This is a genomic window from Sphingobacteriales bacterium (assembly GCA_012517435.1).
Lineage (GTDB): Bacteria > Bacteroidota > Bacteroidia > CAILMK01 > JAAYUY01 > JAAYUY01.
The window spans coordinates 1-11,231 of sequence record JAAYUY010000051.1 but is presented as its reverse complement, the minus strand read 5'-3'; the positions used below and the strand labels follow the sequence as shown (position 1 = coordinate 11,231).

The following is an 11,231-nucleotide window of genomic DNA, read 5'->3' as shown; positions in this document are numbered from 1 at the left end:
TGATCAATGAAAATGATGTACCTGAAAACAAACTTATACCGGAGAATTTATTATCAGGCAATTAAAGTCAATCAGTCAGGTTTTGATTTATATGTGGTAATAAAATATTCTTTTCACTGAAAAGTCCGAAAAACTATCTTTGCACCTTTCATAATTTTCATCCGGTGAATAAAATACTCAGGTTTATACTCGTTTTTGTTTTAATTGTCAGCAGTTATAATAATCTGAATTCCTATAATTTTACCGGTAAAGACATCATCAGCAATTGCAATATCAGAGCTGAGGTTTACAAAGGTTTTAATTTTCTTTATAATTTTCAGTTTAACAGAGCAGATTCACTTCGTCTGGAGTTGAAAAGAAATTACAATTATTCTCCGTGGACATACCTGTATGAAGCTAATTATTACTGGTGGAAAATCATTTCCGGAGAAAACAATGATGAAAATGTTGAATGTTTTTATAAAGCACTCACGACAGCCAGGAGCAAAACAGGTAATATTGTAACCGATGAATATCAGTTTTTGAGAATTGTTATCTATTCTTTTATGTCAAGATTAGACCTGATGCAGAGTAAATATGTCAACACCCTGGTCGAATTGAAAAAAAATCTTTCTGTTATTAAAAATACACTTGGAAAGGAAACCTCTTTTGATGGTTTTTACCTGACTTCCGGATTATACTTGTATCTGACAGATGTTGCCTATGAGAATTATGTTTATCTCCGTCCTTTTTTATTGTTTGTACCTTCAGGGAACAGAGAAAAGGGGCTGATATTTCTGAATTTTAAGCATAATGATATCATTCTCAGCACCGAATCAAAGTATTTTTTGATGAAAATTTATGATGAGGTCGAAAAAAATCATTACAAATCGCTTCAATATGCCACTGAACTTGCGAAATCATACCCGATGAATTATATCTTCAAAGAGCATTATCTGAGAATGTATTGCAAGAAAAATAACAGGTCGCTGACCTCTGAAGAAATAGCTGCATTTAAAAAGGAACAGTTAAACAATAAGCAATTGTCTCAAAAACAAACCCAGTATTTATTGAGTATTGTTCAGAAACTGCAATCAAAATCATCCTGAAAGCATTTGAGGTAAATAATAAGAAAATCATCAATGCCTGGGCATTTTACGACTGGGCTAATTCAGTGTTTCCCCTGGTGATAACGGCAGCAGTATTTCCTCCCTTTTATGAAAGCATGACCCAAAAAGCCTTTGGAAGTGAAATGGTCGAGTTTTTAGGTTTTACAGTTTCAAACAGTGTGCTTTACAGTTATGCTTTTTCGTTTTCATTTCTGGTTACAGCTTTTTTATCCCCTGTTTTATCAGGCATTGCCGATTATAGTGGACAAAAAAAATCATATATGCGATTTTTTGTTACCCTGGGTTCACTGGCATGTATGTCTTTGTTCTTTTTCAACGGGAAAAATCTGATTGTTGGCCTTGCCGGAATCATTCTCGGAAATATTGGATTTAACGGCAGTCTGGTTTTTTATAATGCCTATCTCCCGGAAATTGCATCGGAAGACAGGCGTGACCGCGTCAGTGCAAAAGGCTTTTCCTTAGGCTATTTTGGTGGATTTCTTTTGTTGGTTCTCAACCTTTTATTCATCATGAATGCTGAAAAGCTTGGTTTTAAAGACAAGATTCTTCCGACTCAGATTTGTTTTCTTTCTGTGGGTTTATGGTGGATTGGTTTTTCGCAATATTCATTTTATCATCTTCCTTCAGGTTATCAAAAAGAAAAAGTCAGGAAAAACAATATTACCAAAGGATTCCAGGAACTGTTGAAGGTTTTTGCAGAGGTCCGCCAAATGAAGAATCTGCGTGTCTTTCTTTATGCGTTTTTTATTTACAGCATGGGTGTTCAAACAGTACTTTACATGGCCTCCCTTTTCGGAGCAAAAGAATTGCATGTTACAACACAAAACCTGATTATCAGTATTTTACTTATTCAATTGATTGCCATGGTGGGAGCACAGATTGCAGCCTGGCTATCGGAGAAAACATCCAATCTGAAAGCAATATCGGTTTTACTTGCCGGTTGGGTAAGCATGTGTATTACTGCATATTTCACTTATAAGGCCAGTGGTTTTTTCCTTCTTGCCGCTATAGTAGGTCTGGTGATGGGCGGTATCCAAAGTCTTTCCCGTTCTACTTATTCGAAAATGATTCCAGAGGGTACACATGATACTTCATCTTTTTTCAGTTTTTATGAGTTTACTGAGAAAATTGCCATTGTGTTGGGTATCGCCTCTTATGGTTTTATTGAGCAGGTGAGTGGCAGCATGCGTAATTCTGTCATCATGCTGGGAATGTTTTTTATCTGCGGATTTTTAGTCCTCTTTTTCGTAAAAGAGAAGAAAAATCCATTATCTCAGAAATAAAAATCCAGATTACTATTCTTCTTTTACCGGAACTTCCTCAAATTTTTTCTCTTCAGGGGTAGGTGCCGAAGTTTTGATCAGTTCAAACTGTACCCTTCTGTTCAGGCGTTGTGCGTCATTGGTATTTACGTCTGTCAGTGGCTCAGCCGAACCTTTGCTGATGACTTCAAGGCGGGAAGGATCAATGCCCTGCATGGTCAGAAAGTCGGCAACTGTTTGTGCCCGCCTTTGGCCAAGAGCCTTATTGTATTCTTCACTTCCCACTTTGTCGGTATAGCCGATAATTCTTAATTTAGCCGTTGGATTAGCTTTCATGGCTTCAGCCACCATGCTTAATGGACTCAGGAATTCAGTTTTCAGCCTTGCATCGTCAAAATCGAAAAAGATAGCAGGAAGAAATCCGATAGCACTTCCACTGACCCCACTTATAGAACCTTTCTCAGCTATTGTAATCCCTTGAAAATTAACTAATTTACCTTTAGGAGTATTAGGTTCCAGGTCACGGTGATCGGGAACACCATCTTCATCACTGTCAATTGAAATTCCTTTTTCATTCACCATTGCTCCCTTATCAGAAAATGGCTCTTCATCCTGATAATCAGCTACTCCATCCCCATCTGAATCAAGAGGTTTGCCCTGTGCATCTACTTTTACCCCTTCCGGTGTTTCAAGGTCTTTGTCAAAATAGTCGGAAACCCCGTCATTGTCGGTATCAGAAGACAGTAAGGCAATTTTTCTTTTGTTTTCAAGGGTAATTTTATAATGCATGGCAGCAGGATTGTCGAACCAATTGATATTGTCGATTCTGCCAAGTCGGTAGTTTAATCCGATGGAGCCAAAAAAGAAAATATCGTTGTGAGAAGATAAAATATCATAAGACCTTTCCCATCTTTGTCCGTCCAGCAGGTCTTCGTTGGTATAATGAGCACGGGCTTCAAGAGTAAAGTCGAGCTTGGATGAAACTCTGAATCGTGCTCCCAGCCCACCGGATACGTTTGGCAAAGCAATATGGTTCAGAACAACTGTTTGCCATGTGGGTGCTGCTCCGGCAGGATTTCCGTCACAGGCAGTTTCATAATCTCTGTCGAGCATATCGGCAACAAGCTTTTTTGCATCATTTTGGGTAATATTACCATTGATGTAATCATTATAAATGGTGCTGAAATCGTACAATGCCCCGTTTTTATCAAGCTGGTCGGTAAAAGTCTGGTAGAGCATCAGACCACCGCCACCGAAAAAATACAGGTTCAAACGTTGTGTTTCACGCGTTCTGTAGTCAGAGGCAGCAAAGTTGTAAATAAAATGAAAGTTTATGTCGTAATAATTCATTTTATAATTGAAATAGGTATATCCGATGGAAGTAAAGTCAACAAAAGGGTCTTGCTTCCCGTTAAGTGCAGGGTTGTTTTTGATCATAAATGTTGAAGAATATTTTCTGTCAATTCCTTTTGCACTTCCCATTCCTCCAGAAAGTCGGACCAATGTAGAATGAGAAAAAGCTTTCTGAACAGAAAGGCCATAACCCAGCGACAAATATTCGGGGTTAACATCTCCGAAAACAATGGGAACACCACCATACGCTCCAACTGACCACGACCTGTTGAATTTAATACTTTCCGGCTTCCCGGCTGTTTTTTTAATCTTTCCCGGTTTGTCTTCATCAGCAACCTGTGCACTTAGATGAAATACAAATAAACCGGTGAATAATGCCACAATTAGTGTAATTCTTTTCATTTCCTTTATTTTAGCAACTAATGACAAAGCTCAAAGATATAACAATTTCTCCAGAATTAACCCCTCAAATCTGGATAAAACAAAATATTTCCGAAAAAATTAACAACTTAAAACCGCCTCAAAAATAATCAAATAACTCGAATGGCAAAATTTTTTTTTATTTATCCCTTATAAAAATCAAAATTTTTTCAAGGTAATTATTGAAATTTGAAAATCAGGTGGTCGCAATTTTCTGGCTTAATAACCATTTAATGAATTTATTTAAAGAAGGGATCCAAAAAAGATATTGGTTTATTATTTTTTTAACCGTTTGATTATCAATGGCAAACGATTGAGTGTGATATGATAATAAATTTCATCTGCCGCGCCAAAACCATTGTTGAAATACCAGACGCCCGGAAGAGAAGAGCCAGCGAAATCAAGTATCATTTTGCTTCCGGCAAATTGGTCAATCAGTTTGTCAACCAGAAAAAACAGGGCTTTATTTTCCCTTGCCTCATGAGATACACCAGACGACAACCATGTCAGGGTATTATTCCAGTAAATAAAAAGAGCAACTGCATGGGTATTTTGATTTTCATCCAGAACTGAGAATACTTTAATATTTTGATAGTCAAGGTTTTGGCAAATTTTCTTCAGGACAGACATTGATTCACGGTATTCGCCTGGAAATTGTTGTTTGAAGTCGAAAAACAGATCATATTCAGTCAACTCCTTCATGAAAAGCTTGTATTTTTTGCTTCTTCTGATGTTTTTTCTGTGGCTTTCAGAAAATTTTCCATAAAGTTCTTCATAACCCCTGTCGAGCCGTAATAACTGATTTATTTTCTTCTCTTTATAAAGTTTGATGCCTTTCGGGGGAAGATTTTTAAAGTTAAGGTGAACATCAATGTATTTGTATTTTTCAGGTATAGCTTTAATAAATTCCTCAGATCTGAAAAATTCACTTTTTTGCTGAAAGAAAATTCCGCTTTGCTGGACATACATCGGCTGATGCAGATAATTCAACCCAAACTTCTTTTTAGGAAAAACAGGCATTATTTCCTGATAATCATTGCTTAACAATGCCCACCATTCCGGAAAAACCGCATCCAGATACCTGCTTAATGCATATACTCTCGGATTTTGAGCAGTGCTTATCCTTTGATCCCATAGGCTTTTATTGATGGCATGATTTGGCAGAAATTCAATCATTATCCCAGAGTTTTAAGTAAGGAAAAAGTTTGTTATAGGCAGCACTATCCTGATAAATATTTGTTCTCCGAAGTTCTTCAAGCGAGTGGAACGGACCTGTTTTGTTTCTGAATTCAACAATTTTTTCAGCCTGACGGTAAGTCAGATATGGATGCTTCGACAATTGTGAAACAGAGCTCAGGTTCAGGGAGATTTTTTTCACTGAGATGTCATTGAGTAAGAAATATTTTTTCAGGTAGTTAAATCTTAGCGAATCAATTCCATATACTTCAGCCAACTGCTCAAGGGTATAAAATCCCCCAAGATATTCCCTGTAGTTGATGATTCTGTCGGCCAATACCTCTCCAATACCTTTTATGGAAATCAGCTCATCGCGGGTAACTTTATTCAGGTCATATTTCTGAAAGCTTGGGGAAGTAGGTTGTGTTTTAAAAGTGTCAGCTTTTTCGCTAAATCTGACAAAGTCTTTAATGTTTTCATACCATTGCCTGTCTAATCCCGAAAACTTAAGCAAATCTTCAGTTTTTCGAATTTTTCCGCCTTTTAGTTTATATTTTTCAATGCGCTGATAAATGAAAGAAGGTACTCCTAATTTTTCCCATTCGGGAGGTCCGACTTTATTGGGATCGAAATAAAAAGCCTGAACTGGTTTATATCCTATATCTTCCAGATAAGGATCAATGTTTTCTGAATTGGTATCTCCTTCGCCTGATAACTGATTCAAGGAGGCTATTTCTTCCTCAAAACGGTTTATATCAGCTTTTGATTTAAGTTGCAGATAAGGAATCAAAAAGTTCAGGAGACTGACGATAATGATAATACCAGTCAGAAAATATAAAGCCTGCCTTTCTGATTTTGAAAAGCTGAAATATTCCCCGATGGAAGAAAGGAAATATTTAAGTTTTTTAATCATTAAAATTTCAGAACACCTAAACCATTGAGAAAAACAAGAGCAATGGCTACCGGAGCAATAAAGCGAACGATAAACCTGAAAAGGAAAAAGAAGGTTGCTTTAAATGTTCCATTGCTTGAAATCTCTTCTTTGAGTTTATTTTTTCCCATGAACCATCCGACAAAAATGACAATCAGGAAGCCACCAACCGGCAGAAGGATGTTGGCAGACGAAAAGTCGAACAGGTCGAAGAAAGTCTTATGAAAGATTTTGAAATCTGCCAGAGATGAGAAGGAGAGTGTACAAAAAATACCCAGAATACTGATAGCCACAGTGGCCAGAATGGTAGCCGGTTTTCTGCTGATATTCAACTCTTCAATGGAATATGCTACAACGACTTCAAGTACTGAAATGGTAGAAGTGAGAGCCGCAATGGCAATCAGTACAAAAAACAGAATAGCGAAGAAATATCCACCTGGCATCTGAAGGAAGATATTGGGCAGTGTTTTAAAAACAAGGTCGGGCCCTTGCCCGGGATTAATTCCAAACGCAAAAGCAGCTGGAAAAATAAGCAGTCCTGAGAGGAAAGCGACTAATAAGTCTGCAACCGAAGTACTGACAGCAATAGTTGTCAGGTTGTTATTTTTCTGAATATAAGATCCATAGGTAATCAGGCAGCCCATTCCCACACTTAACGAAAAGAAAGCCTGACCGAGAGCCATCATCACTGTTTTCCATGTTACTTCAGAAAAATCAGGTTGAAGATAAAATTTTAAACCTTCCCCTGCACCTTTCAGGGTTACTGCCCTGATGTCGAGTGCAATAACCAGTACCAGCAGGAGAGGCATCAGAATTTTAGAGTATTTTTCGATTCCATTCTGCACACCGGCAAAAACTATGGCAGCTGTAAGAATCATAAAGACCATCTGCCAGAGTACCGGACGAAAGCCATTTGTCTGAAATTCATCAAATAACTGATTAATCTCTTCTCCGCTTTTACCTGAAAACTGATTGGTAACAGATTTGACAAGGTATTCAAGTGTCCATCCGGCAACCGTACTGTAAAAGGCAAGAATGACAAAAGCAGCCACTACACCCATCAATCCGACAAGGTACCATGGTTTACCGGGTGCCAGTACCTTGAAAGCACCAAAAGCATTTCGCTGAGAAGACCGTCCAATAGACAGCTCTGACAGCATCACCGGCACACCAATCAGAAATACAATAATTAAGTAGATCAGAACAAAGGCAGCACCACCGTTCTGACCGGTGATGTAAGGAAAGCGCCAGATATTGCCCAATCCAATGGCAGAGCCTGCTGCAGCAGCTATTACTCCTATCTGAGAAGTAAAACTGCCTCTTTCATTTTTGTTTATCTGCATATTAAGTTAATTTCCATGACAGAAGATTCTGCAAAATTATATTCAAATTCATCATTACCAATACCTGATTATTTCCCCGTCTTTAAGCTTTTTCCAGTATTCATTCAATTCTTGTTTCACTTCAGGAGCCAATATCATCAGGCCGATAACATTCGGAAAAGCCATACACAACACCATCATGTCTGAAAAATCCATTACAGCATAAATAGATGAAGATGAACCAATTACAATGCAGGCAAGATAAACGACCTGATAAAACAGAGTCGATACCCTTCGGGTACCGAATAACTTTTCGCTCCAGTGACCAAACAGGAAATCAAAGCCTTTCTGTCCGTAATACGACCAGGAAATCATGGTGGAATAAGCAAAGAGAAACACAGCGATGAGTAAGACATAAGGGAACCATGAAATGACGGAGCCAAAAGCGGCTGAAGTCAGCTGAACCCCTTGCAGACCTGCCGGATTGTTGTAGTATCCTGTGAAAACCAATACAAGGGCTGTCATGGTGCAGATTACTACCGTATCTGTAAATGGTTCAATCAGGGCGACAATGCCTTCACTGACCGGATAATTCGTTTTTGCTGTGGAATGAGCGATAGAAGCCGAACCCACACCGGCCTCATTTGAAAATGTACCTCGCTGGAAGCCCATGATCAACACTCCGATAAAGCCCCCTTTCATCGCATCCGCACAAAAAGCACCTTTGACAACCAACGAAATAGCTTCGTGTAAATGACGGATATTAAATAATATAATGATGATGGCAGCCATTATGTAGATAATTGCCATCACAGGGACAATCTTTGATGTTACTCTTGCAATGCTTTTTATTCCTCCGATGATAACCAGTCCTACCAGAAAAGCCATGATGATTCCATAAACAAAGCCATAGTTTTTTATTGCAGGAAAAATATTGGCAAACTGCGAAAAAGACTGGTTTGACTGAAGCATATTTCCTCCGCCAAATGAGCCACCGATAACGAGAATGGAAAATAAAACAGCCAGAAAACTTCCCAAAATTCCAAGTCTTTTCTTTTTCAGTCCGTATTTCAGGTAATACATGGCTCCACCTGAAACCTCACCTTTCTCATTTATTTTCCTGTATTTAACCCCTAAAGTACATTCCACGAATTTTGAACTCATGCCCAGCAAACCCGCCATGATCATCCAGAAAGTTGCACCGGGCCCGCCAATACTGATTCCAATGGCTACTCCGGCAATATTTCCCATACCGACAGTAGCAGATAAGGCAGTCATCAATGCCTGAAAATGTGTAACCTCTCCCGGGTTTGCAGGATTATTGTACCTCCCGCGTATCAATCCGATTGAGTGGCTAAATCCACGGATATTGATGAATTTCATGTAAAGTGTAAAAAACAATGCCCCGCAAATGAGCCATACCACAATTAATTTTAAAGGGGCTTTTACAATTTCTCCTTTTTCGTTGATGACGGGTTTTCCGTTTTGATAAACAACAGGATCATAAATACCGATAGCAGAAAATGGATCCCAGAACAATATCTTGGATAAAAAAGCCACAAAAGGGGTGAATGATTTATTAATGCGTTCACTGATCTGTTCAACTTTATTTTGAAAGTAGTTAGAGTCCCTGGTTGATGAGGCTATACCTTTTCCGGTATTTGAAAAGAAGGCAATGATAAACAGGAGGATTGCAAATGATGAAAAGCGAAACCGGAAAGATTTATCTTTTTCAGACATTTTACAATTTTTTCATTTTCATGGCTTCAAAATAGTCTTTTGTTTCCTTGACAATCACAGGAGAGAGTAATAAAATGGCGATTAGGTTGGGAATAGACATCAGGGTAATGACGGCATCGACAAAATGCCAGACGAGGTCGAGCCCCCAAACGGAGCCAAAGAACACAAAAAGGCAAAATAAATAATAATAAGGCTTTCTGGCTTTTTCGCCCAGTAAATAATTAGCTGCTGTTGCACCATAGTATGACCAGCTGATCACGGTGGAAAAGGCAAACATCAGCAAGCCAAACGCTACAATGTGCTTGGCATACATCTGAAGACCTATTTTTGATAAACCCTGCGACATTCCCAGAACCGTCATTCCCACGCCTTTGATGTTACTCGACCATGCACCCGAAACAACAACAACAAGTCCGGTCAAAGAACAAATAACAATGGTATCGATGAAAGGCTCCAACAGGGCAACGAGTCCTTCCCGAACAGGATATTTTGTTTTTGCAGCAGAGTGGGCAATCGGGGCTGAGCCTTGCCCTGCTTCGTTTGAAAACAAGCCTCTTCGCACTCCCCAAAGCATGGTCATAAAAAAGGCTGAACCGACAAATCCGCCTCCCATGGCCTGCCCGGTAAATGCATCTCTGAAGATAATCAAAAAAGCATTGGGAATATTTCTGATGTCAAGAATAATGACCAGAATGGCAGCAGCAAAATAAAAAACCGCCATCACCGGAACAAGTCGTGAAGTTACTTCAGCGATGCGTTTGATTCCTCCAATGACAATCAAAAAAACCAAAGAGGTCAGAATAAGGCCTGAGAACCAGACAGGTATGTTGTAATTGGAAAGCATGACATCGGCAATGGAATTACATTGCGCCATATTTCCGGTACCAAGTGAACATAATATTGCAGCAATGGCGAACACGACCGCCAATACCTTGGCAAATCGCCCGAGTTTGTCTTTTAAGGCAAATTCCATGTAATACATAGGCCCTCCTGCAACCGTACCATCGCTGTTGAATTTTCTGAATTTATGAGCCAATGTAACTTCTACATATTTGATAATCATGCCGAGAAAACCGGTTACCCACATCCAGAACAATGCACCCGGGCCGCCCAGATAAATCGCCAGAGAAACGCCTACAATATTTCCGGTTCCAACCGTTGCCGACAATGCTGTGGTCAATGCTTTAAAATGATTGATATCACCATCGTCATGTACGTTATCATATTTCCCCCTTACAATGGCAATGGCATGCCCCAGTTTTCTGATATTGATGAATTTCAGCCGGAATGCATAGTAGATCCCGGTCGGAATCAAAACAAGAAGAATCAGATATCCGCCAATGTATTCATTATACCCTACCAGTATTTTGTCAAAGGTGTCCAGTATTTTATTCATCAAACTTTGTATTAAAATGAACTGAAATTGTTTACGGGGCAAAGGGCAAATATCTGTTATTAATTTGAATTGGGAATCTGCTAATGTTTTTTAATGCTTTTCAAAGCTTAGAATCCATAAAGGCCTTTTTTTCTTGAAAAATTCAAGATTTTCTAATCATTTTTTGTATTAGCTGACAAGATGTCAGCCAATTAATTTATTTTTGCAGGGATAAAAAAAGCCAAAAGAAATCAGATGATAATAAGTCCATCAAAAATACAGGAGGTTAAAAACAGGTTTGAAATAATCGGGAACCATCCCAGCCTGAACCGCGCTATTGAAAAGGCGATAAAAGTTGCCCCAACCGATATCAGTGTATTGATAACCGGGGAAAGTGGGGTAGGTAAAGAGGCCTTTTCAAAAATCATTCATTCCCTGAGCCGGAGAAAACACGGGAATTTTATTGCTGTCAACTGTGGTGCTATTCCTGAAGGGACCATTGATTCTGAATTGTTTGGGCACGAAAAAGGTTCATTTACAAGT

General features: G+C 38.9%; 9 protein-coding genes. 3 read left to right on the top strand and 6 right to left on the bottom strand.

Features of this window, described 5'->3' with window-relative positions:
• The first annotated feature begins 164 nt into the window (after positions 1 to 164).
• Positions 165 to 1,088, top strand: a complete 924-nt coding sequence (locus GX437_03060; GenBank protein ID NLJ06631.1) for a hypothetical protein — start codon at positions 165 to 167, stop codon at positions 1,086 to 1,088.
• Positions 1,085 to 2,392, top strand: a complete 1,308-nt coding sequence (locus GX437_03055) for an MFS transporter (GenBank protein NLJ06630.1) — start codon at positions 1,085 to 1,087, stop codon at positions 2,390 to 2,392. The genes GX437_03060 and GX437_03055 overlap by 4 nt, the downstream gene beginning before the upstream one ends.
• Positions 2,393 to 2,404: 12 nt before the next feature.
• Here GX437_03055 and GX437_03050 read toward each other — a convergent pair whose 3' ends face one another.
• The 6 genes from GX437_03050 to GX437_03025 all read right to left on the bottom strand — a co-directional run bounded on the left by GX437_03050 (position 2,405) and on the right by GX437_03025 (position 10,709).
• Complete coding sequence (locus GX437_03050; protein NLJ06629.1) at positions 2,405 to 4,126, bottom strand: OmpA family protein; 1,722 nt, start codon at positions 4,124 to 4,126, stop codon at positions 2,405 to 2,407.
• A gap of 294 nt (positions 4,127 to 4,420) precedes the next feature.
• A complete protein-coding gene (locus GX437_03045; protein NLJ06628.1) occupies positions 4,421 to 5,320 on the bottom strand; it encodes a hypothetical protein in 900 nt (299 codons plus the stop codon).
• Positions 5,313 to 6,233 (bottom strand): helix-hairpin-helix domain-containing protein, encoded by a 921-nt coding sequence (locus GX437_03040; protein NLJ06627.1) that lies wholly within the window; start codon positions 6,231 to 6,233, stop codon positions 5,313 to 5,315. The genes GX437_03045 and GX437_03040 overlap by 8 nt, the downstream gene beginning before the upstream one ends.
• Positions 6,233 to 7,594, bottom strand: a complete 1,362-nt coding sequence (locus GX437_03035) for a sodium-dependent transporter (GenBank protein NLJ06626.1) — start codon at positions 7,592 to 7,594, stop codon at positions 6,233 to 6,235. Before GX437_03035 ends, GX437_03040 begins: the two co-directional genes overlap by 1 nt.
• A gap of 54 nt (positions 7,595 to 7,648) precedes the next feature.
• Positions 7,649 to 9,313 carry an alanine:cation symporter family protein gene (locus GX437_03030; protein NLJ06625.1) on the bottom strand — a complete coding sequence of 555 codons (1,665 nt, stop codon included), beginning with the start codon at positions 9,311 to 9,313 and terminating at the stop codon, positions 7,649 to 7,651.
• 1 nt (position 9,314) lies between these two features.
• Complete coding sequence (locus GX437_03025) at positions 9,315 to 10,709, bottom strand: alanine:cation symporter family protein (protein ID NLJ06624.1); 1,395 nt, start codon at positions 10,707 to 10,709, stop codon at positions 9,315 to 9,317.
• A gap of 234 nt (positions 10,710 to 10,943) precedes the next feature.
• Between GX437_03025 and GX437_03020 the strand changes: the two genes are divergently transcribed.
• Positions 10,944 to 11,231, top strand: a 288-nt coding sequence (locus GX437_03020; protein NLJ06623.1) for a sigma-54 factor interaction domain-containing protein, incomplete at its 3' end; no start/stop codon positions are given.

Excerpts from the sequence above, each read along its gene's own strand:
- GX437_03050 (NLJ06629.1), bottom strand. The coding sequence starts at position 4,126 with ATGAAAAGAATTACACTAATTGTGGCATTATTCACCGGTTTATTTGTA.
- GX437_03045 (NLJ06628.1), bottom strand. The coding sequence starts at position 5,320 with ATGATTGAATTTCTGCCAAATCATGCCATCAATAAAAGCCTATGGGAT.
- GX437_03040 (NLJ06627.1), bottom strand. The coding sequence starts at position 6,233 with ATGATTAAAAAACTTAAATATTTCCTTTCTTCCATCGGGGAATATTTC.
- GX437_03035 (NLJ06626.1), bottom strand. The coding sequence starts at position 7,594 with ATGCAGATAAACAAAAATGAAAGAGGCAGTTTTACTTCTCAGATAGGA.
- GX437_03030 (NLJ06625.1), bottom strand. The coding sequence starts at position 9,313 with ATGTCTGAAAAAGATAAATCTTTCCGGTTTCGCTTTTCATCATTTGCA.
- GX437_03025 (NLJ06624.1), bottom strand. The coding sequence starts at position 10,709 with ATGAATAAAATACTGGACACCTTTGACAAAATACTGGTAGGGTATAAT.